Origin of the sequence: Noviluteimonas lactosilytica (genome assembly GCF_020866925.1) — a bacterium.
Classification (GTDB): Bacteria; Pseudomonadota; Gammaproteobacteria; order Xanthomonadales; family Xanthomonadaceae; genus Noviluteimonas; species Noviluteimonas lactosilytica.
This window is the reverse complement of sequence record NZ_JAJGAK010000003.1, coordinates 406530-432428: the sequence shown is the minus strand read 5'-3', so window position 1 is coordinate 432428 and position 25899 is coordinate 406530. Positions and strand designations below refer to the sequence as shown.

The 25899-nt window shown below is 68.4% G+C and carries 21 protein-coding genes and 1 other RNA gene; 6 read left to right on the top strand and 16 right to left on the bottom strand.

Features of this window, described 5'->3' with window-relative positions; genetic code table 11:
- Positions 1-172: 172 nt before the first annotated feature.
- From LK996_RS13970 to LK996_RS13925, 10 genes are all read right to left on the bottom strand, one after another.
- Positions 173-3289 (bottom strand): error-prone DNA polymerase, encoded by a 3117-nt coding sequence (locus tag LK996_RS13970; protein ID WP_425493780.1) that lies wholly within the window; start codon positions 3287-3289, stop codon positions 173-175.
- Positions 3277-4713 (bottom strand): Y-family DNA polymerase, encoded by a 1437-nt coding sequence (locus LK996_RS13965; RefSeq protein WP_230527970.1) that lies wholly within the window; start codon positions 4711-4713, stop codon positions 3277-3279. Before LK996_RS13965 ends, LK996_RS13970 begins: the two co-directional genes overlap by 13 nt.
- Positions 4714-4722: 9 nt before the next feature.
- The gene (imuA, locus tag LK996_RS13960; RefSeq protein WP_230527969.1) at positions 4723-5355 is read right to left on the bottom strand and encodes a translesion DNA synthesis-associated protein ImuA; all 633 of its coding nucleotides are present in this window, start codon (positions 5353-5355) and stop codon (positions 4723-4725) included.
- Between the two features lie 149 nt (positions 5356-5504).
- Positions 5505-6152, bottom strand: coding sequence for a ribose-5-phosphate isomerase RpiA (rpiA, locus tag LK996_RS13955; protein WP_230527968.1), 648 nt, complete (start codon positions 6150-6152; stop codon positions 5505-5507).
- Entirely contained in the window at positions 6149-6625 is a 477-nt protein-coding gene (locus LK996_RS13950) for an EVE domain-containing protein (RefSeq protein WP_230527967.1), read from the bottom strand. The genes rpiA and LK996_RS13950 overlap by 4 nt, the downstream gene beginning before the upstream one ends.
- A 7-nt stretch (positions 6626-6632) precedes the next feature.
- Positions 6633-7265 (bottom strand): 5-formyltetrahydrofolate cyclo-ligase, encoded by a 633-nt coding sequence (locus LK996_RS13945; protein WP_230527966.1) that lies wholly within the window; start codon positions 7263-7265, stop codon positions 6633-6635.
- 9 nt (positions 7266-7274) lie between these two features.
- Positions 7275-7458: non-coding RNA, 6S RNA (gene ssrS, locus LK996_RS13940), on the bottom strand.
- A gap of 96 nt (positions 7459-7554) precedes the next feature.
- The gene (locus LK996_RS13935) at positions 7555-7863 is read right to left on the bottom strand and encodes a cell division protein ZapA (RefSeq protein WP_230527965.1); all 309 of its coding nucleotides are present in this window, start codon (positions 7861-7863) and stop codon (positions 7555-7557) included.
- Positions 7860-8081, bottom strand: a complete 222-nt coding sequence (locus LK996_RS13930; RefSeq protein ID WP_230527964.1) for a TIGR02449 family protein — start codon at positions 8079-8081, stop codon at positions 7860-7862. The genes LK996_RS13935 and LK996_RS13930 overlap by 4 nt, the downstream gene beginning before the upstream one ends.
- 31 nt (positions 8082-8112) lie before the next feature.
- Complete coding sequence (locus tag LK996_RS13925) at positions 8113-12690, bottom strand: EAL domain-containing protein (RefSeq protein ID WP_230527963.1); 4578 nt, start codon at positions 12688-12690, stop codon at positions 8113-8115.
- Between the two features lie 119 nt (positions 12691-12809).
- Between LK996_RS13925 and LK996_RS13920 the strand changes: the two genes are divergently transcribed.
- Together LK996_RS13920 and LK996_RS13915 are read left to right on the top strand one after the other, a co-directional pair.
- Positions 12810-13358, top strand: coding sequence for a UPF0149 family protein (locus tag LK996_RS13920; protein ID WP_230527962.1), 549 nt, complete (start codon positions 12810-12812; stop codon positions 13356-13358).
- A 2-nt stretch (positions 13359-13360) separates the two neighbouring features.
- On the top strand, positions 13361-14698 hold the full coding sequence (locus tag LK996_RS13915; protein ID WP_230527961.1) for an aminopeptidase P N-terminal domain-containing protein: 1338 nt from the start codon (positions 13361-13363) through the stop codon (positions 14696-14698).
- A gap of 18 nt (positions 14699-14716) precedes the next feature.
- Here LK996_RS13915 and pepQ read toward each other — a convergent pair whose 3' ends face one another.
- The 6 genes from pepQ to rph all read right to left on the bottom strand — a co-directional run bounded on the left by pepQ (position 14717) and on the right by rph (position 21619).
- Positions 14717-16036: a Xaa-Pro dipeptidase gene (gene pepQ / locus LK996_RS13910; protein WP_230527960.1), complete on the bottom strand. Its 1320-nt coding sequence runs from the start codon at positions 16034-16036 to the stop codon at positions 14717-14719.
- 65 nt (positions 16037-16101) lie between these two features.
- Positions 16102-16452, bottom strand: coding sequence for a PilZ domain-containing protein (locus LK996_RS13905; protein ID WP_230527959.1), 351 nt, complete (start codon positions 16450-16452; stop codon positions 16102-16104).
- Positions 16449-18902: a DUF1631 domain-containing protein gene (locus LK996_RS13900; protein WP_230527958.1), complete on the bottom strand. Its 2454-nt coding sequence runs from the start codon at positions 18900-18902 to the stop codon at positions 16449-16451. Before LK996_RS13900 ends, LK996_RS13905 begins: the two co-directional genes overlap by 4 nt.
- Positions 18903-19095: 193 nt before the next feature.
- On the bottom strand, positions 19096-20256 hold the full coding sequence (hemW, locus tag LK996_RS13895; protein WP_230527957.1) for a radical SAM family heme chaperone HemW: 1161 nt from the start codon (positions 20254-20256) through the stop codon (positions 19096-19098).
- A gap of 32 nt (positions 20257-20288) precedes the next feature.
- Positions 20289-20885: an RdgB/HAM1 family non-canonical purine NTP pyrophosphatase gene (gene rdgB, locus LK996_RS13890; RefSeq protein ID WP_230527956.1), complete on the bottom strand. Its 597-nt coding sequence runs from the start codon at positions 20883-20885 to the stop codon at positions 20289-20291.
- A gap of 5 nt (positions 20886-20890) precedes the next feature.
- On the bottom strand, positions 20891-21619 hold the full coding sequence (gene rph / locus LK996_RS13885; RefSeq protein ID WP_230527955.1) for a ribonuclease PH: 729 nt from the start codon (positions 21617-21619) through the stop codon (positions 20891-20893).
- Positions 21620-21695: 76 nt separating this feature from the next.
- Between rph and LK996_RS13880 the strand changes: the two genes are divergently transcribed.
- The 4 genes from LK996_RS13880 (at position 21696) to LK996_RS13865 (ending at position 25854) form a co-directional block, all read left to right on the top strand.
- On the top strand, positions 21696-22556 hold the full coding sequence (locus tag LK996_RS13880) for a YicC/YloC family endoribonuclease (protein WP_230527954.1): 861 nt from the start codon (positions 21696-21698) through the stop codon (positions 22554-22556).
- 11 nt (positions 22557-22567) lie between these two features.
- Positions 22568-23188 (top strand): guanylate kinase, encoded by a 621-nt coding sequence (gmk, locus tag LK996_RS13875; RefSeq protein WP_230527953.1) that lies wholly within the window; start codon positions 22568-22570, stop codon positions 23186-23188.
- Between the two features lie 106 nt (positions 23189-23294).
- On the top strand, positions 23295-23594 hold the full coding sequence (rpoZ, locus tag LK996_RS13870) for a DNA-directed RNA polymerase subunit omega (RefSeq protein ID WP_230527952.1): 300 nt from the start codon (positions 23295-23297) through the stop codon (positions 23592-23594).
- 67 nt (positions 23595-23661) lie between these two features.
- Positions 23662-25854: a RelA/SpoT family protein gene (locus LK996_RS13865; RefSeq protein WP_230527951.1), complete on the top strand. Its 2193-nt coding sequence runs from the start codon at positions 23662-23664 to the stop codon at positions 25852-25854.
- Positions 25855-25899 lie beyond the last annotated feature (45 nt).

The following is a 25899-nucleotide window of genomic DNA, read 5'->3' as shown; positions in this document are numbered from 1 at the left end:
GCGCCGATGGTAGTGTGCATCCGCATGCAAGAGTAGGTCATCGCCAGGGCCTTACACCAAAACCCCGCAGGGTTACCTGCGGGGTTTTTTCTTTGCGCGCGAAAAGGCGGCGAGTAACCTGAAGCATGTATCGAGCTGACGTCGGCAATCTTTCGGCCTCCGCTGCGCCGCGTTACCTGAAGTCCCTCGAAGCCGCCGACAACGGCCCCAGCAGCGTCGAAAGATTCGTCAATCGGTTCGCGATCAGGTGCTGAACGCCGTCCTGCGATTCCAACCGTCCTTCGACCGCCAGCAATCGCGACTCCAGCAACGGCCGCCGCTGTTCGTCGGCCACGTGCCGCCAGACCACGACATTCACCAGTCCGTCTTCGTCCTCGAGCGTCAGGAACGTCACACCGCTCGCGGTCTCCGGTCGCTGACGCAGCGTCACAAGGCCAGCGAACGCCACGCTTCGGCCGTGCGGCATTCCCCGCAGCTCCGAAGAACGCCGGTAACGCCGTGCGCGCAGTCGTGAACGCAGCAGCTGCAGCGGATGCCGCCCAAGTGTCAGTCCCGTCATCGCATAGTCGGTACGCATTTCCTCATCGGGCGTCGGCATCGGCAGTGCGATGGCGGCCTCGGTGGTTGCGCCGATCGCGTCGAACAGCGGCCGTTGCGCTTCAACGCCTGCCGCGGCCCAGCGCGCCTTGTGTCGATGACCCGCCAGTGCGCGCAGGGCGCCGGCGTCGGCGAGCAATCCACGCGCGCGGGCGTCGAGTTCGCCGCGGACGCACAGGTCGGTGACATCGACGAAGGCATTGTTTGCGCGCGCCGACATGATGCGTTCGGCATCGTCCTGGCGAAATCCGTCGACCATGCGCATCCCGAGTCGCAGCGCCGGTTGCCGATCGCCCGCCATCGCCTCGAGCGTGCAATCCCAATCGCTGTAGCGCACGTCGACCGGCCGTACGACGACGTCGTGCCTCCGCACGTCCTGCACGATCTGGCTGGGCGCGTAGAACCCCATTGGTTGCGAATTGATCAAAGCCGCCGCGAATGCCGCCGGCTCGTGGCACTTCAACCACGAACTCGCATACGCGATCAGCGCGAAACTCGCCGCGTGCGATTCCGGGAACCCGTAGCTGCCGAATCCCTTGATCTGCTCGAAGATCTGCTCGGCGAACGTGCTCGTGTACCCGTTGCGCAACATGCCGGTGATGATCTTCTGCCGATGGTGTTCCATCCCGCCGTAACGCTTCCATGCCGCCATCGAACGACGCAGCTGATCGGCCTCGCCAGGCGTGTAATCCGCCGCGACGATCGCCAGCTGCATCACCTGCTCCTGGAACAGCGGTACGCCGAGCGTGCGCTTGAACACTTCGCGCAACGCTTCCGACGGATACGTTACCGGCTCCTCGCCGTTCCGCCGCCGCAGGTAGGGATGCACCATGTCGCCCTGGATCGGCCCCGGCCGCACGATCGCCACCTGCACCACGAGATCGTAGAAGACGCGCGGTTTCAGCCGCGGCAACATCGCCATCTGCGCGCGCGATTCGATCTGGAAGGTGCCGACCGTGTCGGCCTTCCGGATCATCGCGTAAGTCGCTTCATCACTCGGCGGAATATCGTCCAGCCCGATGTCGCGCCGCCCGCTCGCACGCAGCAGGTCGAACGTCTTGTGCACGCAGGTGAGCATGCCGAGCGCAAGGCAATCGACCTTCAACAGTTTCAATACATCGAGATCGTCCTTGTCCCACTGGATGACCGTGCGATCTTCCATCGCTGCGTTTTCGACCGGCACCAGTGTCGACAACGGATGTTCGGAAATGACGAAGCCGCCCGGGTGTTGCGACAGGTGCCGCGGAAACCCCAGCAATTCCCCCGAAATCGCCAACACCCGCCGCAACAGCGGCGACTCCGGATCGAAGCCGTGCTCGCGCAAGTGATCCGGCATCGGCACGTCGCTGTTCCAGCGATCCATCGTCTTCGCCAGCTCGTCCACCTGGTCCGGCGGCAGGCCCAACGCGCGCGCGACATCGCGCACTGCGCTGCGCCCGCGATACCGGATCACCACCGCGGCCAACGCCGCGCGCCCACGACCGTAACGCCCGAACACGTACTGCAGCACTTCCTCGCGCCGCTCGTGCTCGAAGTCGACGTCGATGTCCGGCGGTTCGTTGCGCTCCTCCGACACGAATCGCTCGAACAGCATCTCCATCTGCCCGGGCTGCAACTCGGTGATGCCGAGCGCATAGCACACGGCCGAATTCGCAGCCGACCCGCGCCCCTGGCACAGGATGTCGCGACTGCGCGCGAAGCGCACGATGTCATGCACCGTGAGGAAGTAGGACTCGTAACCGAGTCGCCCGATGATCGTGAGCTCCTTCTCGATCAACTCCCGTGCCTTCGCACGTTCGTGATCGTTCGATTGCGCCTTCGCCCAGCGCGCGCGGATCCCATCCTCGACCAACTCGCGCAGCCACTCGCTCGACGTCTTGCCCGCGGGCACGAGCTCGTGTGGATACGTGTAGGAAATCTGCCGCAGGCCGAACGTGCAACGCTGCGCGACGACCAGCGTCTCGGCGAGTAATTCCGGTGGATGGATCGCCGCCAATGCCTGCCGCGTGCGCAGATGGCGTTCCCCGTTGGGGAACAGCGCACGCCCCGCTTCCACGAGCGTGGTGCGCATGCGGATCGCCGCCATCGTGTCCTGCAATGCGCGACGCTTGCGCACGTGCATGTGCACGTCGCCGCAGGCGACAGCCGGCAATTCGAACGCGCGTGCCAGCGCGAGCAATGCACGCAACCGCTCCGCATCATCCGGTCCACGGTGCAGGTGCACACCCAGCCAAGTGCGATCGACGAAACGCGCACGCAGCCACGCGACATCGTCCTTCCTACCCCCATCGACGCGAGGAATCCAGATCGCGAGCAGCCCATCGAGCGGCGCGGCATCGAAATCCTCCCGCAACAATCGATACGTCCCTTTGCCCGCACGCCGCCGCGCCGTCGTGATCAGCTCGCACAGCCGTCGATAGCCGTCCTGTGTCTCCACGAGCAACACACACTTCGGTCCATCCTCGACCTGCATCTCGCTGCCGACGATCAACGGCACACCCGTCGCTTCCGACGCTTCCAGCGCACGCACGATCCCCGCGAGCGTGCATTCGTCCGTGATCGCGAGGGCGGCGTATCCCTGCTGCTTCGCGCGTTCGAACAACTCCTGCGCACTCGACGCACCACGCTGGAAACTGAAGTTCGACAGGCAGTGCAGTTCGGCATAGGCCGACAGGCGGCTCATGCGAACCATCCGTGCAACATGAAGTGCGATGGCGCGGGTCCGGTCTCCACCGGCTCGCCGGCGGCGCAGAAGGCCCACGCGCGTTGTCCGAGCGATGTCTCGACGACGTAGTAATCGCGGCGGACGTCGCCGCCGTCCCACCAACCGCTCTCGATGCGTTCGGGACCGGCGACGACGCGCAACGCATGATCGCGCAGCGGCAACACGTGCGGCAGCAACCAACCGGGACGGGGACGCGCATCCGGCGAAGGTTTGCCCGTCATCGACACGCGCTCCGGCCGATGTTCCGGCGAATGCCCGATGCCATGCACCGCGTCGTCGCCCAGGCGCGCACGCAGGCGCTCGCGCAACTGCGGCCACGGCACGTCCTGTTGCGCGCGCGTTTCGAACAGATCGCGCGCAGCCGGCACGAACGGCGGCAACTCGCGCGCCACCAGGCGAAAACCGCGCACCGGCGCCGGCAATCGCGCCTGCTCCAGGCGACCGCGCCCGAGTTCGAACAACATGTTCGCCTCGCGTTGCGGCGTGAGCAGGCCGACCTCCACTTCGCTGTCGGCACAGCGTTCGTGCTCGAGCACGAGCGTGTAGCGCTGCACGCCGCCGTCGCGCCCCGCGAGGAACGCCGCGAGATCCTGCGAAAGCCGACGCAACGGAAACAACAAGGCCTGGCTCGACTCGACCTCGCTGTCGAATTCGATGCGTCCTTCGAAATGCTGCGGCGGCTGGTAACACTGCAACGGCGCGGCGAGCTCGCCTCGGATCGCATCGAGGTGTTCGAGTACCGACTTCGGAAACCGACGCGCGATCGCGTCGCGCGGCAACGCGAACACCTGCCGCAACTTGCGCAGGCCCATGCGCGACAGCGAGAACGCCACCTGCTGCGGCAACCCGCTGCGTTCCAGCGGCAACTGGCCGAGCGCATTGCGCAGTGCGTTCTCGTCGACCGCGAGGCCGTCGTGCACGTTGGCGAGCACGCGCGCCGCGTGCGGATTCGGTGCGGCGACGATGCGATGACGAAACCCGAGCGCGTGCAGTTCCTCGCGCAACCGCGCTTCCAATCGCGGCCACGGCCCGAACAAACGCAGGCTGTGCCCGACTTCGAGCAACAAGGCATGCGGAAACTCGGTGCTCACCTGCGAACTGAACCGATACGCCCACGCCGCGAGCAGCGCGCGCCAGCGTTCGACGTCGTCGGCATCGTAGGGAATCGCTTCGAAGCGCGTGCTCAACGCCTGCGCGGCCGCGAGCGACAAACCGGGTTTCAGGCCGAGCGCACGCGCCGCCGGCGTCACCGAATGCAACGTGCGCCGCTGCATCGGTCCTTCGACGAGCGCGATCGCCGCATCTTCCGCCGCGCCATGGACGGCGACATCACGTCGACGAAGGACACCGTCCATCGCCAATTGCGGCAACAACACGCAAGCCCATTGCATGGCGCAGCCTCATCCCGCCGTCGCGGTCGTCGCGGGGAAGGGCAGCGGCGCCGGCGGCACCAATGCACCGCGACACTTGAGCACGCGCAGGCGATGCGGCGCGGTTTCGATCGCGATGCGCAAGGGCGCGGGCGACGGATTGAGCGCCGCATGCGCGTCGCGAAAAACGAACCCCGGCGTGCGTCCGGTTTCCGCGGCGACCTGCAGGCGACGCAATGCACGATCGTCGGCCTTGTGCGGCCAGCACAACACCGCGGCGCACGCACCGGAGCGCAGGCATTGCTCGGCCGCCCACAACGCATCGCGCGGATTGGCGTCGATGACCTGCAGCGATTCGTGGCACAGCCCCGCGGCCTGCCACGCCGGCGCATGTGCGCGATACGGCGGCGCGACGATCGCGATGACGCCGTCGCCCTGGCTCAATCGTGCGAGCGCGGGCCACACCAGGCGCAGTTCGCCGACGCCGTCGGCGGGCAACAGGATTTCGCTGAGCGCCGCGGTCGGCCAGCCGCCGCCGGGCAGCACCGCATCGAACGCGGCCCAGCCGGTGGCGATCGCATCGGCGGGCGCCTGCGTCGCGGGCTGCCCGCGCCACAGGCGACGCGAGGCCAGCAGGCCATCGAGGGCGACGACCGCGCTCATGCGCGACGCCGCGCTGCGAACGCGGGAGAAATGCTGAGATAGGAAGAGAAGCGTCGCATGGTTAGTATCAATACTAACACCGACGCAGCGAAGTGGAAGCGGCGGTAGCGACCGCCGTTCCACTAGATGAATCAATGAGTTGCGCTAAATCAGAGCACCAGCGGCGGCTCGCCGCCGACGATCACCACGTCCGCCGGACGACGCGCGAACAGCCCCACGCTCACCACGCCCGGGATCTGGTTCAACGCGGTTTCCATGCCCACCGGATCGATGATCGACAACCCATGCACGTCGAGCACCCAGTTGCCGTTGTCGGTGACCACGCCGTCGCGCCACACCGGCTGCCCGCCGGTGAGCTTGAGGATCTCGCGCGCGACCAGGCTGCGCGCCATCGGGATCACTTCGACCGGGAGCGGAAACTTGCCGAGCACGTCGACGCGCTTGGCCGGATCGACGATGCAGATGAACTTCGCACTCGCCTCGGCGATGATCTTCTCGCGCGTGAGCGCCGCGCCGCCGCCCTTGATCAGGCGCCGATGCGGATCGCATTCGTCGGCGCCGTCGACGTACAGCGACAACGGCCCGGTCGCATTGAGATCGAGCACCTCGATCCCGTGCGCGCGCAGGCGTTGCGTGCTCTGTTCCGAACTCGACACCGTGCCGGCGAGGCGGTCCTTGATGCGCGCGAGCGCATCGATGAAGTACGCCACGGTCGATCCGGTACCGACGCCGACGATCATGCCGTCCTCGACGTAATCGATCGCCTTCTCGCCGGCCAGGCGCTTGGCTTCGCTCATGCGCGTTTTTCCAGTTTCAGGAGTTGTTTCCACTGCGCGGCGGTGACCGGCAGCACCGAGAGGCGATTGCCGCGACGGATCAGCGGGAATTCCTCGCCGAAGTCTTCGGCGTGCGCCTTGATCTCTTCCAGCGTGATCGGCTGCGCGAGCTTGCGATCGAACTTCACGTCGACCAGCGACCAGCGCGGATCCTCGCGCGTGCTCTTCTCGTCGAAGTAGTCCGACTTCCTGTCGAACTGCGTGGGATCCGGATACGCCTCGCTCGCCACCGTCGCGAGCCCCGCGATGCCCGGCACCGCGCAACTCGAGTGATAGAGGAACACGCCGTCGCCCGGCCGCATCGCGCGCATGTGGTTGCGCGCCTGGTAATTGCGCACGCCGTTCCAGGGTTCGGTGCCGACGCGTTGCAGGTCGTCGATCGAGAACGTGTCCGGCTCGGTCTTCATCAGCCAGTAGCGGCGCGGAGGGCTCATGTCGCAGTCACGCTGTCGTCGGATCGATATCGTTTGAAAACAGGTGCGTGCCGCTCTCGGTGCACAGCGCGTCGAGTGGCATGTCCCACGGTTGCGGCGACACGGTCTCGACGTGCTGCGCGTCGAACGCGGCGCCGACCAGCACGGGCGGCGCGGCGCGATCGCGACGGAACGCGAAGGTGCGATCGTACCAGCCCCCTCCCATGCCGAGGCGATGGCCGCGCATGTCGAAGCCGACCAGGGGCGCGACCACGAGCGACATCGACTCTGCAGGAAGCAGCGCGTCGACAGGCACGTCGGGCTCGGGAATCCCGTGGCGATTGCCCACCAGCGGCGCGCCGCCGCGCCAGGGCGCGAAACGCAGGCGACCGTCTTCATGCAGCACGGGCAGGCAGTAGATGCATTCGCGCGGCAAGCGCACCTGCCACGACGACAACGCGATCTCGCCATCCATGGCCCAGTAACCGGCGACGTAACCGGACGTCGGCGCGAAGGGCAGGGCGAGGAGGCGCGAAGCGATGGACTCGGCGGCGGCGATGCGCGCGGGTGCGAGGATCGCGCGGCGACGTTCACGCAGTTCGCGACGCAGCGCGTCGCGCGGAGAGGGATCGCGTGGAGTGGAACTGCGCGGAGGCGTCATTGGAAAAAAACATCCTCCGCCGTGGCGATGCGCGCGAAACGACCTTGAACCCGGGGTTCAAGTGGGAATGCTTGGCGACCTTCGGGCTTCCCGCTCGTGGCGGACCTGCACACCCGGTCTCCGCTGCATCCCCATGGTCGTCTGTAAGGGACAAGGCGAATGTTTGCGCGCGCCGTCGACACAGCAGAGGACGCGAGGCGCAGTATAGCGCCGGTGCCCAAACACGAAAGTCCGTTCGTCGGTCGAAGCATGGCGTGGATTCAGCTGTGCACGCGATGCGTGCGCGACGTCACGCCGGCGGCGTGTCGAACAAATCGTCGAGCCTGCGCTGCATCGCGCCCACGGTGCGCGACAGATCGCGTTCGCGTCGCTCGGTGTCGCTGCGCGATTGCTGCAGCTCGTGCGCAAGGTTGAGCGCGGCGAGCACCGCGATGCGATCGACGCCGGCCATGCGGTTGCCGCCGCGCACTTCGCGCATCTTCGCGTCGAGGATCTTCGCCGCCGCCATCAAACCGTCGCGTTCGTCCGGCTCGCAACCCACCGTGTACTCGCGGTCGAGGATGCGCACGGTGACCGGCTCGCTCGCGGGCTTGTTCAAGTGTGCTGCTCCAGCGACTTCAGTCGCGTGATCATCGCTTCCACGCGCGAACGCGCCTGCTCGTTCTTGGCGAGCAGTTGCGCGCGTTCGCCGGCGAGTTGTTCCTGCTGCTGGCGCAGGCTGCGGTTTTCGTCGGTCAGTCGCTGCGCGAGCGCGGCGAGCTGGTCGATGCGCGCGGCCAGGGCCTGCAGCTGGGCGAGGGTGTCGGCCGGATCCATTTGCTGAGGTTAGGCAGCGGGTCCGGGGCGGTCAAGGCATGACCGCGGCATTGAGGTCCGGCGCCCAGGTGCGGATCAGGCCCAGGCAGCGGTGCGCATCCAGCGGGGGCGAGAGCCAGTAGCCCTGGATCTCGTCGCAGCGGTGCGCACGCAGGAACAGCACCTGCGCCTCTTCCTCCACGCCCTCGGCCACCACGTTCAAGCCCAGCGAGTGCGCCATCGCGATGACGGTGCTGGTGATCGCCTCGTCGTCGGCGTCGCGGGTCAGGTCGCCGATGAACTCCTTGTCGATCTTCAGCGTCGTGATCGGCAGGCGCTTGAGGTAGGCCAGCGACGAGTAGCCGGTGCCGAAGTCGTCGACCGCCAGCTGCACGCCGAGGTCGCGGATCGCCTGCAGCGTCACCGCGGTCTGCGCGGCGTTGGACATGACCACGCTTTCGGTGAGTTCGAGTTCGAGGAATTCGGCGGGCACGCCGGTGTCTTCGAGCACGCGCGAAACGACGCTCGGCAGGTCGCCACGCAGCAACTGCAGCGCGGAGACGTTCACCGCCATCGTCAGGCGGTCGAGCCCGTTCGCGCGCCAGCGCTTGAGCGTGTGGCAGGCCTCGCGCAGCGCCCATTCGCCGATTTCGAGGATCAGGCCGCTTTCCTCCGCGAGCGGAATGAACTGCGTCGGCGGGATCTCGCCGTATTCCGGGCTGGTCCAGCGCAGCAGCGCTTCGACGCCGGTGATGCGCGCCTGCGGCAGCGACAGCTTCGGCTGGAACACCAGGCGCAACTCGTTGCGGTCCAGCACCTTGCGCAGCGCGGCGGAGATCGTCGCGCGGCGACGGATCGAGACCTCCATCGATTCGGTGTAGCGCATGTAGATGCGACGTCCCGCGGCCTTCGCCTGGTACATCGCGGTATCGGCGTGCTTGAGCAGGTCGGTCGGCACGGCCGCGTTGTCGGGATACAGGCTGATGCCGATCGACGGGGTGATCGCGACGTCCTGGTGGTCGTCGATGTCGAGCGGCGCCTCGAACGAGGTGATGATCTCGCGCGCGATCTTTTCCGCTTCTTCCGACGTGTCGATATTTTCCAGCACGACCGTGAACTCGTCGCCGCCCAGGCGCGCGACCGTGTGCTGCGGGCCGACCGTCTGCTGCAGGCGCGCGGCGGTGGCGCGCAGGATGCGATCGCCCGCGGCGTGGCCGAGCGAATCGTTGATGTCCTTGAACCGATCCAGGTCGAGGAACAGCACCGCGATGCGGCTCTCCTGGCGGCGCGCACGCACGATCGCGCGCGACAGGCGCTCGGAGAGCAACGCGCGATTCGGGAGGCTCGTCAGCGTGTCGTAGTTCGCGAGGTAACGCAGTTCCTGTTCGGCGCGCTTCTTGTCGGTAATGTCGGTGAACACCGCGACGTAATGGCTGCGCTGGCCCGCGGCATCGAGCACGGCGCTGCTTTCGATCCAGCACAGGAACTCTTCGCCGTCCTTGCGCTGCTGCCACATCTCGCCGCTCCAGCGGCCGTTGCGTTCGACTTCCGCGCGCACCTGGCGGTAGTAATCGGGATCGTGCTGCGCGCTGTCGAGCAGGCTCGACGAACGACCCAGCACGTCGGCTTCGTTGTATCCGCTGATGCGGCTGAAGGCGGGATTGACCGACACGAACTGGAAGTTGCGGTCGAGCACCGCCACCGCTTCGGCCATGCTGCGCAACACTTCGCTCGCGATACGGCGTTCGCGCTCGGCGGCGCGGCTGCCGGTGATGTCGCGCGCGGTGCCGGCCACGCGCACGACGCGACCGTCGGCCCCGCGTTCGACCACGCGACCGCGCGCGCGCACCCACGTCCACGCACCATTCGGCGCACGCACGCGATGTTCGGACAGGAACAGCGGCGTCTCGCCGCGCACGTGCTGGCGCAGGCGATCGATCACGCGCGCCAGGTCTTCTTCGTGGATCTCGTGACGCTGGTCGACGTCGGATTGCACCGCGATGTCGGGGCGGTCGCCGTCCTGCGAACGCATGCTGCGCAGTTCGCCGCGCGCCAGGTCGTAATCCCAGAACATCTCGCCCGACGCCCACAGCGCGAGCTTCAGGCGCTCCTCTCGATCCTCGATCTGCGCGAAGTAATCGCGTTCCTGGCGACGGCGCTGCACCACGAGCCACGCGATCGCACCGAGCAGCAACAGCCCCGCGAGCGCATACAGCGCGAGCGCGACCGGATGTCGCCATGCCGGCGGCGCGACGTTGACCGGCAGGCGCAGCATCTCCGGATTCCACACGCCGTCGCGGTTGGTCGCCTGCGCGAGGAAGGTGTAATTGCCGGGCGGAATGCGCGTGTAGGTGATCTCGCGCTGCGTGCCGTTGTCGATCCAGCCCGGATCGAAACCTTCGAGGCGATAGCGATAGCGGATGTTGCCGGTGTCGGCGTAATCGAGCGCGCCGACGCGCAGGCGCAACATCGCCGAATCGGCGGGCACCGCGAGGTGGTCCGGATGCCACGCGAGGTCCTGCTCCGGCGCCGGGCCCGCGCCGAAGCGCGCCGACAGCAGGCGCACCGGCGGCATGTAGCGGCTGTCGTGCACCATGCGCGGATCGAACATGTTGAGTCCGCGCACGCCGCCGAACAGCAGGCGCCCGTCGCGCAGGCGCAACGCGGCGCCGCCGTTGAATTCGAGATCCTGCAGGCCGTCGGCGAGGCCGTATGCGCGCACCTGGTTGTGCGCGGGATCGAAGCGCATCAGGCCCGCGTCCGTGCCCAGCCACAACAGGCCCTGCGGCGATTCGGCGATCGAGAACACCACCGGCACCGGGCGCGCGCCGAGCGCGGCGTCGAGCGGATGATCGAAGTCGAGCTTGTCGCCGTTCTCGCGCACGCGGCTCAGGCCCGAATGCGAACCGACCCACACCGTGCCGTCCGACGCTTCGAGCACCGCGCGCACGAGATTGCCGGCGAGGCTCGCGTGCTGGTCGGGCGCGTGGCGGAAGATGCGCAGCCGCCCGGTCGACGGTTCCAGCAATTCGAGACCGTCGCTCGTGCCCGCCCACACGCGATGGCGGCGGTCGATCGTGACCGCATGCACCGTCGACGGTTCCGGCGACGCGGACTTCGGCGCATACGCACGCACGCGCCCGCTGGACGGATCGAAATGCAGCACGCCACTGAGCTGCGAACCGAGCCACAGCGTCCCGTCGTCGTCGCGCGCGAGGCTGCGCAGCGCGACGTTCGGATATCCGGGAACCGAGACCTGCGCGATCGTGCCGGTGTCGGTGTCGATCATGCCGAGGCCGCGCATCGTCGCGATCCACGCCTGGCCCGCATCGCCGCGCGTCAACGCCATCGCACGCAGGGGCGGCGCACCGGGATGGTTGGGAAACGCCTCGGCGAACGCGGGCACGTCGTCCAGTCGCCCGCCTTCGCCATCGGCGCGGTACAACGTGCCGTTGTCGGTGCCGAGCCACCACGTGCGCGCGTCGTCCTCGAGAAGCGAGCGCACGCTGTTGCCCGCGATGCCCGACGCGAAATCGATCGGACGCCCGCCGACGAGATAACGGAAACGCGTGCCCGCCGGGTCGGCGACCGACGGTCCGCGGAACACGCCGCCGACCCACAGCGTGCCGCCGCGATCGACCATCACCTTGCTGATCGTGCTTTCCGGCAACGCGCCGGTCATCCACGACTCGCGCAGCGCTTCGACATGTTCGCCGTTGGTGTCGAGGCGGCGGATGCCGTCGCCGAACACCGAGATCCACAGGCGGCGATCGGGTGCCTGCGCGATCGAACGCACGTCGGTCGCACCCTCGGCGCCTTCGCGCGGCCACACGCGCAACAACGTGCGGCCGTCGTCGCGCAGGCGATACAGGCCGTCGGGCTTGCCGACCCACAGGCGGCCGTCGCGATCGAATGCGAGCGCGCGCGTGTTGCCTTCGGCGATGCGCTCCATGCCGCCGCCCGCGCCGAAGCGATACAGGCCCGCCGCGCTCGCGTACCAGACCGCGCGATCGCGATCGCGCACCAGCGCCTGGCTGGGCGAGGGCGCCACGATGCGCGGATCGACCTGCAGCAACGGAACGCTGCGCCCGGTGCGCGGATCGAAGCGCAGCAGCCCCGTCGCGGTGCCGACCCACAACTGGCCGTCGACCGGCAACAACGCGAGCACCTGCTTGCGCGGCGATCCCGCGGGTGCCGCGCCGCCATCGACCGTGAAGCGGCGGATGGCGCCGGTATGCAGGTCGAGCCGTGCGACGAATTCCGAGTACGTGCCGACCCACAGCGCATCGCGCCCTTCGACCGCGATCGCGGTGACGTAGCTGTCGGGAAGCGAGGCCTTGTCGCGCGGATCGTGGCGGAACAACTGGTAGCGCTGGCCGTCGTAGCGATGCAGGCCGCCCTGCGTGCCGACCCACACGAACCCGTCGCCATCCTCGGCGAACGCGGTGACACTGTTCTGCGCGAGCCCGTGCTCGCTGCCGAGCACCCGGAAGTGATAGTCGCGCGTCGCCGCCCACGCGGATCGGGCCAGCACGGAACCGGCCAGCGCCGTCGCGGCCAGCAACAGGGTGACGATGGCAACCGCGGCGCGCTCCCCAGCGCGGGCGGACAGGAAACGGGGATTCGACAAGCGCACGGGCTCCGCATCCCGGTGGCGTCGTTGCAGTGTCTGCGCACGGCCGCCTGCGCGCAACCTCGGGCCGTTCACGTGTCCGGTTACACTGCGCGCACGCGCCGAGGAGCCCCGCTGTGTCCGAAGTCGAGTTACCGAGCTGGACCGCCGTTCACGATGCTGCCGCCGCCCTGCGCCTGGGCACGACCCCCGCGGAACTGCATGGTGCGCTCACCGGCTGGTATGCCGGCGGCGGCGCCGATGCCCCGGATTGGCTGGCCCGCGTGATGGCGGATGACGCCCTGCCGCGAGTCCCCGGCGATACGCCGCTCGATGCGCTGAACGCCGCGAGCCGCACCCAGCTCGAAGACCGCGGCTTCGGCTTCGAACTGCTGCTTCCCGAAGGGGATGCGAGCCTCGGCGAACGCAGCGGCGCGCTGTTCGACTGGTGCCGCGGTTTCCTGGGCGCCTTCGGCCTCGCCGCGGGCGAGAACCCGCCGCTGTCGGAAGAAGGCGAGGAAGCCCTGGGCGACCTGGCCAAGCTCGCCGCCGCGACCGCGCAGGACGACGGCGACGAAGACGACGAGGACGCGCTGGCCGAGATCGAAGAGTTCGTGCGCGTCGCCGTGCTGCTGCTGCACGGCGATTGCGTGCTCGCCCCGCGTCATCGCAAGTCGTTCAACTGAACATGGCCGCGAGCAAGCTCCAGCGACCGCTGGCCCTGCCGGGCGCCGCGTACGCCCGGCGCCGCAGGCAACTCATGCGCATGGCAGGCGACGATGCGATCCTCGTCCTGCCCGCCGCGCCCGAACGCGTGCGCAGTCGCGACACGCACTATCCGTATCGCCAGGATTCCGACTTCTGGTACCTGGCCGGCTTCCCCGAACCCGAAGCCGTGCTCGTCCTCGTGCCCGGCCGCGCGCACGGCGAAACGATCCTCTTCTGCCGCGAACGCGACCCCGACCGCGAAGCGTGGGACGGCCCGCGCGCCGGACAGGAGGGGGCGGTCGATCAATTCGGCATGGACGACGCGTATCCGATCGCCGATCTCGACGAAATCCTGCCGGGTCTGCTCGAAGGCCGCTCGCGCGTCTACTACCACTTCGGACGCGACGCGGAGTTCGACCTCAAGCTGATCGGCTGGCTCAACCGCGTGCGCGCGCAGGCCCGCGCCGGCGCGCAACCGCCGCACGAATTCCTCGCGCTCGGGCACCTGCTCGACGAGATGCGCCTGTTCAAGTCGAACGACGAACTCAAGCTGATGCAGCGCGCCGCCGACATCAGCGTCGAAGCGCACCAGGCCGCGATGCGCGTCGCGCGCGCGGGCGTGCGCGAATTCGAACTGCAGGCCGAACTCGAACGCGTGTTCCGCGCGCACGACGCCGAAGCCGCGTACGGCAGCATCGTCGGCGCCGGCGCGAACGCCTGCGTGCTGCACTACCGCGCGAACAACGCCGCCGCGCGCGCCGGCGACCTCGTGCTCATCGACGCGGGCGCGGAGTACCGCAACTACGCGGCCGACATCACGCGCACGTTCCCCATCGACGGTCGCTTCTCGAAGGAACAGCGCGCGCTGCACGACCTCGTCGGCGCCGCGCAACGCGCCGCGCTCGCGAAGGCGCGCCCCGGCGTGCCGTACGACGCGGGCCACCAGGCCGCGGTCGAAACACTGAGCGAAGGGTTGTTGAAGCTCGGGCTATTGAAGGGGCGATTGGAGAAAGTGATCGCCGACGGTGCGTATCGCCGCTTCTATCGGCACAAGACCGGACACTGGCTCGGCCTCGACGTGCACGACGTCGGCGAATACCGCATCGACGGCGAATCGCGCCTGCTCGAACCCGGCATGGTGTTCACCATCGAGCCCGGCCTGTACGTCGCGCCCGACGACAAGTCGGTGCCCGCGAAGTGGCGCGGCATCGGCATTCGCACGGAAGACGACATCGTGGTCACCGCCGACGGCCACCGCATCCTGACGGATGCGCTGGTCCGCGACGCCGACGAGATCGAAGCGTTCATGGCGGGCTGAAGCGCCCGCCACGCGACATCACGCAGCGAAGGCTTCGCGCGTCAGGTTCAGCGGCGCAGCGTCCGTGCACACCACGTCGTCTTCGATGCGGATGCCGCCGAACGGGCGGAACGCATCGACGCGACCCCAGTCGACGCTCGGGCCGAGGCCGCGATCCTTCAGCTGCTCGAGCAGCATGTCGATGAAGTACAGGCCCGGTTCGATCGTCACCGCCATGCCCGGCGCGAGCGTGCGCGTGAGGCGCAGGTACGGATGGCCTTCGGGCTTGGGCAACGTGCCGCCGCGATCGGATTCGGCGAAGCCGGCGACGTCGTGCACCTGCAGGCCGATGCCATGGCCGATGCCGTGCGGGAAGAACGCCGAGCTCACGCCGGTTTCCACCGCGACTTCCGGCGTCACCGTGATCAGGCCGAAGTCCTTGAGGATGCGCGCGATCGACAGGTGCGCGTCCAGGTGCAGCTGGCGATAGTCGAATCCGTTGCGCACCTGGTCGCACATGCGCAACTGCGCGACGTCCATCGCGTCGATCAACGCCTGGAACTCGTCGCCCGTGTCGTGCGAATACGTACGCGTGATATCGCACGCGTAGCCGACATGGCCCGCGCCGGCGTCGATCAGGAAGCTGCGCACCGGCTTCGGCGGCAGGCGGTCGCGATCGGTGTAATGCAGCACCGCGCCGTGTTCGTTGAGCGCGACGATGTTGTTGTACGGCAGGTCGATCGCATCCTGCTGCGCGGCCTGGCAATACGCGAGGTGGATGCCGAACTCGCTGGCGCCGGCGCGGAACGCGCGTTCCGCCGCACGATGCGCGCGCACGCCGATGCGGCTGGCGGCGCGCATCATCTCGACTTCGTACGGCGTCTTGAACGCGCGGTGGTATTCCAGGTACGCCACCACCGCCGGCGGATTGTTGGGCGCGAACGCGCCGACCGTGCTCTGCGCCTCGCCGAGGATCGCGCAGCGCGCCGGGTCCTTCGGCAGGTGCTGCAGCGCTTCCTCCGGCGTGCGGATGACGACGACGTCCATGTGCTGCACCCAGTCGCCGGACGGCGCGCTGGGCACCACGTGCCAGTAGTCGAACGGCTGCAGGTAGATCACCTTCGGACGCTGGCCGGGCACGTACACGAGCCAGCTGTCGGGCAACTTCACGAGCGGCACCCACGCCTTGAACTGCGGGTTCACCGCGTACGGATAGTCCCGGTCGTCGAACACCTGGTAATGCAGCCGCCCGCTCGGCACCACCAGCGCATCGAACCCGCCGCGTTGCAGCGCTTCATCGGCGCGGCGCTTGAGCGTATCGAGATGGTCGGCGTAGAGCGAAGCAAGATTGGCGGACATGGGCGTGGAGGCAGGGCGGGGAGAACCGCCATTCTGCACCCCGCGGGATGATGAGGCAGCCCCCGTTACTCGTACTGGCCTCCGGGGCCATCGATCCATTCACGCAATTGCTTCATGTGCTCGTCGGGCACCGTGATGAAGCGGAACCCGCTCCACCGCTGGCCCGAGGCATGCGCCGCGTCCTGCCACAGCAGGTGCGCGCCGACTTCGATCGGCGCCTCGCGCCCGTGCGGGTCGTTGAGGTTGAAGCGGAACTGGTACAGCGCGTCTTCGTGCATGGCGGTGTTGGCCATCAGCAACATGCCGGTCTCCGACAGGTTGCCGAGCCGGCCGACGACCGCATCGACCATCGTGTCCACCACGATCACCGTGTCGGCGACCTTGCGGCGCCGCGCGCGGCGGAATTCGTCGATCATGCGCCCTCCTCCTGGGCCTTGCCGCCGGCGAAGCTGCGCAGCGCGTTGAGCGCGCCGTGCCAGGCGCGGTCGACGAGGCGACCCTTGTCGGCGGTGACGATGTGCGCCTGTCCGATCGCGATCATGCGCGCCAGGCTGTCCAGCGATTGCTCGCCGACGCGCTGGCCGCGCTGGTTGACGAACAGCGCGTTGTCGGTGATCGGGCTGAACCACGACAGGCGGCGACGAATGCGATCGCCCTGCTGGTTGGCGATGAATTCGAACCACGAGCCGAAGGGCAGGGTGCGCAGGTGCTCGTACGCCGATTGCTCCTCCGGCGTGCGCGGCGGCAGCTTCGGCTTCGGCGTCTCGGCGTCTTCGCCAAGGCGCGCGCGCGCCTTGAGCTTCATCGCCAGTTCGGTGCGCGAGGCCGGATCGTCTTCGTCTTCCGCGATGCCGGTGGTGAGGCGGCGCGCGATCGCGCCCGCTTCGTCGATGTGGTAACCGACCTGGACCAGCGAGCCCTCGATCTGCGTGGCGAGATGCGGATCCGTCGGGCCCGACGCCTTGCCGCCGGTCGCGGCCACGATGTGGCGCGTGGCTTCGAGTTGCTTCTGCCAGTCTTCCGAATCCTCGCCGTGGCGCAGCAGCGTCAGCGTGAGCACGTCGGCCCAGGCCTGGTTGAGCAACGCGCGCACGAACTTCGGCAGGCGCTGGTCGCGCACCGCCGCTTCGATCACTTCGGTGGAACGGCGCTTGGCGAGCTCGAGCTTTTCCTTGCCGCGCGCGGCCTCGACGTGGCGGCGCTCGGTGACTTCCGCCTTGCGCGCGAGGTGCGAGAGGCTGGTCTGCAGTTCGCGGTTGGCGGTGTCGAAGGCCGCCGGGTCTTCGCGGAAATTCTGGACGACGTGTTCGACCGCGTTGCGCAGCGAATGCACGAGCTGCGGATCGACGTCTTCATCGCCGAGCCACGTCGCGCCCGATTCGGCGACGGCGTTGAGCAGCTGGCGCGCCGGATGCTGCTGGCGCACGAAGAACGCACGATCCTGCAACGCAACGCGCAGCAGCGGCACCTGCAACCGGCCGAGCAGGCCGACCGCGGGCGTATCGCGCCGCACTTCGCGTTCGATCTGCGAATACAGCATGCCGAGCAGTTCGAACGCGTCGTTGTCCTCGCGCGAGAACGCGGCGCCCTTGCCGTGCACCTGGCGCGACTGCGCGAGCAGCGTCTGCTTGATGTCGAGCAGGCTGCGCGGGCTGCCGGTCGGCGAGACCGGCGAGGAGACGAGGTTGTCGAGCGCGCGCAGCAGGTCGGGCGTGGGCAGTTCCTGGCGCGTGCGTTCCTGGCGCGCGGCGGGTCGCAGCTTGCCGATCAGGTCGCGGCGACCCGAGAGCAGTTGCTGCAGCAATGCGTATGCGGCGGATTCGTCGAAGCCCCCGTCCTCGCCGTCCTGTTCGCCCATCCACGCGGTATGCGGACGATGGATGTCGCGCGGGCCGCCCGCGGCGCGCGGACGCGGCGCCTGCGCCGTGCCGGATCCGCCGTGCGCGTCGGCGTGCGCATCGTCGGCGTCGACGTTTGCGTGGCCGTCGTGCGATGCGGCGTGCGATCCGCCGGCCGGGTCGCCGCCGCCGAGCGCGAAGTTCGAACCGGCGCCTGCGCCGCCACCACCGCCATGCGCCGGTGCCGGCTTTTCCTGGCGGATGCGTTCGGCCGGCGTCGGCCCCTTCGGGTTCTGCAGCACCGGGCGCACGCGCAGCGGCACGTAGGCCAGGCTCGGGAGGATGCCGTCGCGTTCGAGCAACGCGTTCATCGTTTCCGCGAGGTGGCCGTAATGGATCATCACCACGCGGTCGAAGGTGCGGAACAGCAACAGCCGCGCCTCGAGGCCGATCTGCAACGCGTTGGCCGCCTCGCGCAGGATGCGGCCGAGCATCTGCGGACCCACCGGCAGGCGTTCGGCGTCGAAGGCCGGCTGGCCCGCGAGCACGCCGAAGCGCTGCCCGAGCAGATGCAGCGGGAGGCTCGCGCGCGATTCGTGGCGCAACGCGATGTCGCGCAGCACCGAGTCCTCGTCCATCGATTCGTCGTCGACCAAGCTGAGGTTGCGGAACGAGGGTTGCTTCACGCCGGTCACGCCCAGGCGCGCCGCGGCCTTCGGATCGCGCACGTTCGCGAGCGCCGATTCCAGGCCGATCAGGTAACGCGGCACGAGGTCCGCGCGATTCAGGCGCAGGGTCCGCAGCGTTTCCATGTGCCCGGCCTGGATGCCGGGATTGCGCGCGTGGTCGGCGAGCCGGAACAGTTGCTGCTCGGCCTCGTTGAGCATCTGCGAGAGATGGCGCGCCATCTCGTCGGACACGAAGCTGAGGAGATGATCCATGACCCGGCGCACGCGACGGGGCAGGTTGGCCGAGGCAAGGGTCGCCGGTGGCGTGTGGGTGCCGGGCAGGTCGAACGAAACGGGCATCGGACGCTCGCGCGGTACGTTCCGCGCTTGATAGCACGACGCCGACACGCTCGCCACTCGCGCGCGCCTTGCAGTGCGTCATTTTGCCGAGAGCGACCGGCCCGGCTGACGACGGGCGTCGCTTTGCGGCCCCGTGCGTCAGTGATCGGCGCGATCAGTCTTCGAGGTCAGTCTTCGAGGTCAGTCCTCGAGGTCAGTCCTCGAGGAACAGCCCAACCACGTCGTTGGTGAAGCGCCGGCCCAGTTCGGTCGGACGAACGTGCCCGTCGGCCGACACGTCCAGCCACCCGCGCTCGCGCGCCGCGTCGAGTCGGCCGGCGATCGCCGCGCGCGGCAGCCCGGTGCGCTTCTCGAACGCGTCGAGCGCGAAGCCTTCGTGCAACCGCAACGCGTTGAGCATGTAGTCGAAGGGCAGGCGCGTCGCGGTCAGCGTTTCGTCGCCGCCGATCGATTCGGGCCTGCCCGCCTTCGCGAGATATTCGGTCGGATGCTTGACCTTCCACCGCCGCAGCACCGACTGCGAAGCGCCGAGCGTCAACTTGCCGTGCGCACCCGCGCCGATGCCGAGGTAATCGCCGAAGCGCCAGTAATTGAGATTGTGCTGCGATTGCCGCCCCGGCTTCGCGTAGGCCGACACTTCGTAATGCTCGAACCCCGCCTGCGCGATGCGCACCTGGCAGGCTTCCTGGATGTCCCAGCTCGTGTCTTCGTCGGGAATGCCCTGCGGCGGCCGCGCGGCGAACACCGTGTTGGGTTCGAGCGTGAGCTGGTAGTGCGACAGGTGCGCGGGCTGCAATGCGATCGCGCGTTCGACGTCGTCGACCGCCATCGCGAGCGACTGCCCCGGCAAGGCGTACATCAGGTCGACGTTGATGTTGTCGAAGCCCGCGTCTTGCGCGAGCTTCACCGCGCTCACCGCTTCGCCCGAATCGTGGATGCGGCCGAGGCGCTGCAGGCACCCGTCGTCGAAACTCTGGATGCCGAAACTCAGGCGATTCACGCCCGAAGCGCGATACCCCTCGAAGCGGCCGTGTTCGGCGGTGCCCGGATTGGTTTCGAGCGTGATCTCCAGCCCCGGTGCGAACTTCAACCGCGCGCTCGCCTGCTGCAGGAACGCATCGATCGCCTCGGGCGGGAACAACGACGGCGTGCCGCCCCCGAAGAACACCGAATGCACGACGCGCCCCCATGCGAGCGGCAAGTCCTGGTCGAGGTCCGCGATCAGCGCATCGATATACGCACCGAACGGCAACACGCCGCGCTGCTCGTGCGAGTTGAAGTCGCAATACGGACACTTGCGCACGCACCAGGGCAGGTGGACGTACAGCGACAGCGGCGGCGTGACGAGTGACATCGGCGTGAGCAAAAACAGGGGTCAGAGCACAATTAAAGTTCGTGCAATCGCGCACGCAGCGCGGCGAGCGCGAGCCCGCGATGGCTGCGCGCATGCTTCGTCGCCGGGTCGAGCTCGGCGGCGGACGCGTTCAATTGCATGTCGAGGAACACCGGGTCGTAACCGAACCCCCCGTCGCCGCGCGGCGCGTGCAGGATGCGGCCCGGCCAGCGCCCTTCGGCGATGATCGGCTGCGGATCGTCGGGCGTGCGCAGCAACACGACGACCGCGTGGAAGTGCGCGGTGCGCGCATCGTCCGGCACGTCGCGCAGCGCATCGAGCAACTTGGCGATGTTCGCCTGCGCATCGCCGTGCGCGCCGGCATAGCGCGCCGAATACAGGCCCGGCGCGCCGCCGAGCGCGTCGACGCACAGCCCGGAGTCGTCGCCGAGCGACGGCAAACCCGTTTCGCGCGCGGCGTGGCGGGCCTTCAGCAAGGCGTTCTCGACGAAGGTCAGGCCGGTCTCGTCGACATCGCGCACGCCGAACTCGGATTGCGGGTGCAGCTGCAGGCCCGCATCGCCGAGCAGGTCGCGCAACTCGACCAGCTTGCCCGCGTTGCCGCTCGCCAGGACCAGGCGCCGTGCCATGTCGTTCACTTCGACGCGAGCGCCTCGCGCTGCAGCGCGAACAGCTGCGCGATGCCGCTTTCGGCGAGGCCGAGCAGCGCATCGAGTTCGGCGCGGCGGAACGCATGGCCTTCGGCCGTGCCCTGCACTTCGATGAAGCCGCCGCCGTCGTTCATCACGACGTTCATGTCGGTGTCGCAGGCGCTGTCCTCGGCGTAGTCGAGGTCGAGCACCGGCGCGCCGCGCCACAGGCCGACCGACACCGCGGCGACCGCGCCATGGATCGGATCGCGCGTGATTTCCTTGCGCGACTGCAGCCAGCGCACCGCGTCGACGAGCGCGACGTAAGCGCCGGTGATCGCGGCCGTGCGCGTGCCGCCGTCGGCCTGCAGCACGTCGCAATCCAGCGTGATGGTGCGTTCGCCCAGCGCGGTGCGGTCGACGCAGGCGCGCAACGCGCGGCCGATGAGGCGCTGGATCTCGAGCGTGCGACCGCCCTGCTTTCCGCGCGAGGCTTCGCGATCGGAGCGCGAATGGGTCGCGCGGGGCAGCATCCCGTACTCGGCCGTGACCCAGCCTTCGCCCTTGCCCCGCAGGAACCCGGGCACCTTGTTGTCGACGCTGGCGGTGCACAGCACGCGCGTATCGCCGAAGGACACCAGCACCGAACCCTCGGCGTGGCGCGTGTATCCGCGCTGCAGGCTCACCGCGCGCAGCTGTTCGGGCATGCGGCCGCTGGGGCGCACGTGGGTCATGGGGGAGGCCTGCGAAATCGGCGGAAAGGCGGGGAGCTAGATTACCATCCGCCCTCCAGTCGCCCCGGGAACCGCCGTGATCCGCAGCATGACCGCCTTCGCCTCGGGCGAACGCACGACGCCCTGGGGCACGCTGACCTGCGAGCTGCGCTCGGTGAACCACCGGTTCCTCGAGATCGGCACGCGCCTGCCCGACGACTTGCGCGCGCTGGAACCGGCGCTGCGCGAACGCATCGGTGCGCGCATCTCGCGCGGCAAGCTCGATGTCGGCATGCGCCTGCGCGCACCCGAAGGCAGCGATGCGCTGCGCGTGGACCCGGCGGTCGTCGACCAGCTGTCCGGCATCGCCCGCGACCTGCTCTCGCGCTTCCCGACCATGCAGGTCAACTTCACCGACCTGCTGCAGTTTCCCGGCATGCTCGGTTCGCGCGCGACCGATCCGGCCACGCTGCACGCCGAAGCGCTGTCGCTGCTCGACCAGGTCCTCACCGAATTCGTCGCCTCGCGCGAACGCGAAGGCGCCAACCTCGCCGCCGTGATCGGCGAGCGCAACGTCGCCATCGCGCGCATCGCGGGCGACGTGCGCGCGCTCGTTCCCGAGATCCGCGCCGCCCTGCGCCAGAAACTGGAAACGCGCCTGGCCGACCTCGCGCAGCCGGTCGATCCGGGCCGCTTCGAACAGGAACTGGTGATCGGCCTGCAGAAGCTCGACGTCGACGAGGAACTCGATCGCCTCGACAGCCACGTCGCCGAATTGCGCCGCGTGCTGGGGCAGAAGGAACCGGTCGGTCGCCGACTCGACTTCCTGCTGCAGGAATTCAACCGCGAGGCCAACACGCTCGGCAGCAAGTCGGTCGATGCGCGGACGTCGGCGGCGGCGGTCGAGCTCAAGGTGCTGATCGACCAGGTCCGCGAACAGATCCAAAACATCGAATGAGCACGAGCCCGATGCGCGGAACGCTTTTCATCGTCGCGGCGCCCTCCGGGGCCGGCAAGTCGAGCATCGTCAACGCGTGCCTCGCGCGCGACGCGAACATCCGGCTGTCGATCTCCTTCACTTCGCGCGCGCCGCGTCCGGGCGAACGCCACGCCGAGCACTACCACTTCGTCAGCGCCGACGAGTTCAAGGCGATGGTCGCCGCCGGCGACTTCTTCGAACACGCGCTCGTGCATGGCGATTGGAAGGGCACGGCCAAGCAGTCGGTCGAACCGCAACTCGCGGCCGGCAAGGACGTGTTGCTCGAAATCGACTGGCAGGGCGCGCTGCAGGTGCGCAAGCAGGTCCCCGACGCGGTGTCGGTCTTCATCCTCCCTCCGTCCGCCGATGCGCTCGAACACCGCATGCGCGTGCGCGGGCAGGACAGCGAGGAGACGATCCAGCGTCGCCTGGCCGCCGCGCGCGAGGAGATGGAGCACTACGTCGACTTCGACTACGTGATCGTCAACGAGCACTTCGAGACCGCGGTCGGAGAGATGTGCGCGATCTTCACCGCCAGCCGCTTGCGCCGGCCGATGCAGGACCTGCGCCACGCAAACCTCATCCAGGCCTTGCTGCACGCCGGTTCCTGAAGCCTAAACGCTTGATTCGCAAGGCCCTCGCTTGCATTCGGCGGCGGCGGCCCCATACAATCGCGACCCCTTTGTAGTCAGCCAGGCCCGCAAGGCCAGGAGCCCCATGGCGCGCATTACCGTCGAAGATTGCCTGGAAGTGGTCGATAACCGCTTCGAACTCGTGATGATGGCCGCCAAGCGCGCGCGCCAGCTCGCCAATGGCGTCGAGCCCCGCATCGACAACACCGAAGCCAACGACAAGCCGACGGTCCTCGCCCTCCGCGAGATCGCCGCCCGCCAGATCGACACGGACTTCATCGAGGCCGTCGACAAGGCCGAACGCGAACGCAAGGAACGCGAAGCCCTCGAATGGGCCGCCGCGGAAGTGGTCGCCGACGACGACATGTCCAAGGGCGACGACTGATCCACCCGAAGGCCCCGCATTGCGGGGCCTTCTCTTTTTCGGGGGCCAAAAGCGGTAGGCTGGCCCCATGTCCCCCCCGACAGAACCCGCGCATCTGCTCGCCGAAGCGCCGCCGACCCCGGTGGTGCCCGAGTACGTCATCGCGCTGGAGAAGGCTGCTTCCTACCTGCCGCCGGACCAGCTCGCGCTGCTCCGCCGCGCGTGGGCGGTCGGCGCCGCGGCCCACGTGGGCCAGATGCGCAAGTCGGGCGAGCCCTACATCACGCACCCGGTCGCGGTCGCGACGGTGCTGGCGGAAGAGCGCCTCGACGTCGAGACCCTGATCGCCGCGATCCTCCACGACACGATCGAGGACACGCCGCTCACGCGCATGGCGATCGGAAAGGAGTTCGGCGAGACGGTGGCCGAACTGGTCGACGGCGTGACGAAGCTGGACAAGCTCCAGTTCCGCGACCGCCAGGAAGCCGCCGCCGAAAGTTTCCGCAAGATGCTGCTGGCGATGGCGCGCGACCTGCGCGTCATCCTGATCAAGCTCGCCGACCGCCTGCACAACATGCGCACGCTCGGCGCGCAGAGCATCGAAGCACGCCGCCGCATCGCCACCGAGACGCTGGAGATCTACGCGCCCATCGCGCAGCGCCTCGGCATGAACCTGATCAAGGCCGAGTTGCAGGACCTCGGGTTCCGCGGCCTGCATCCGTGGCGCCACGCGGTGATCGAAAAGCGCATCCGCATGCAGCCCGTGGTGCGCCGCGAGTCGCTCACGCAGATCGAAGCGCGCCTCGCGCAGCGGCTGACGAAGGAAGGCTTCTCGTATCGCCTCGTCGGCCGCATCAAGTCGCCGTGGAGCATCTACAGCAAGATGCGCGCGGAGGGAAAGACGCTCGACCAGGTGATGGACGTGTTCGGCTTCCGCATCGTCGTGCGCACGGTGCCGGAGTGTTACCACGCGCTCGGCGTGGTGCACACCGCGTTCAAGCCGCTCGACGGGCGCTTCCGCGATTTCATCGCGATCCCGAAGGCCAACGGCTACCAGTCGCTGCACACGGTGTTGTTCGGCCCCTACGGTTCGCCGATCGAAGTGCAGATCCGCACCGAGGAGATGGACCTGATCGCCGAACGCGGCATCGCGGCGCACTGGTCGTACAAGCACGGCGGCGATTCGCCGACCAGCGCGCAGAGCCGCGCGTCGCAGTGGATCGCCAACCTCGTCGAATCGCAGCGCGCCACCGGTTCGTCGCTGGAGTTCCTCGAGAACGTCAAGGTCGACCTCTTCCCCGACGAGGTCTACCTGTTCACGCCGAAGGGCGCGATCCTCTCGCTCCCGCGCAACGCCACCGTGCTCGACTTCGCCTACGCGGTGCATACCGACGTCGGCAACAAGGCGGTCGCCGCGCGCGTGGACAAGGCGCTCGTGCCGCTGCGCACGAAGCTGGTGAGCGGGCAGACGGTGGAGATCATCACCGCGAAGTCGTCGACGCCGAAGCCGCAGTGGCTGGAGTTCGTCGTCTCCGGCAAGGCGCGCACCGCGATCCGGCACCAGCTCAAGCACCTCGAACACGAAGACGCGGTCAACCTCGGCCATCGCATGCTCGATCGCGCGCTGGAATCGCTGGGCACCTCGCTCGACCGGCTTCCGCAGCAGCATCTCGACGCCTACCTCGCCGAGCACCGCTACCCGCGCCTGGAAGCGCTGCTCGCCGACATCGCGCTCGGCAACCGCATGCCGTCGCAGGTGTCGAACGTGCTCGCGCGCCGCATGCCCGACGTCGCCGACACCAGCGACCTGCTCAGCGTCGAAGGGCTGTTCAGCCCGTCGACCGACCGCATCCTGATCACCGGCAGCGAACGCGGCGTCATCACCTTCGCCAACTGCTGCCTGCCGATCCCGGGCGACGAGATCATGGGCTACCACACGGCGGGCCGCGGCATCGTCGTGCACCGCCTCGAGTGCCCGAACGTCGCCGAGCTGCGCAAGTCGCCGGAACGCTGGGTGCCGGTGGGCTGGGACCGCGAAGTCACCGGCGACTACCAGGCCGCGCTCAAGATCGAAGTCGACAACCGCCCGGGCGTGCTCGCGCAGGTCGCGGCGGCGATCGCCCAGGCCGAGTCGAACATCGACCGCGTCGAATACGTCGAACGCGACAGCAACGTCAGCGCCATCCGCTTCTCGATCGAAGTGCACGATCGCAAGCACCTGGCCGACGTGATCCGCCGCGTGCGGCGCCTGCACGTCGTGCACGGCGTGCAGCGCCTCTGACGGTTGCCTACACTGCGCGCATCGCCCCGCTGAAGAGAGCTTCGC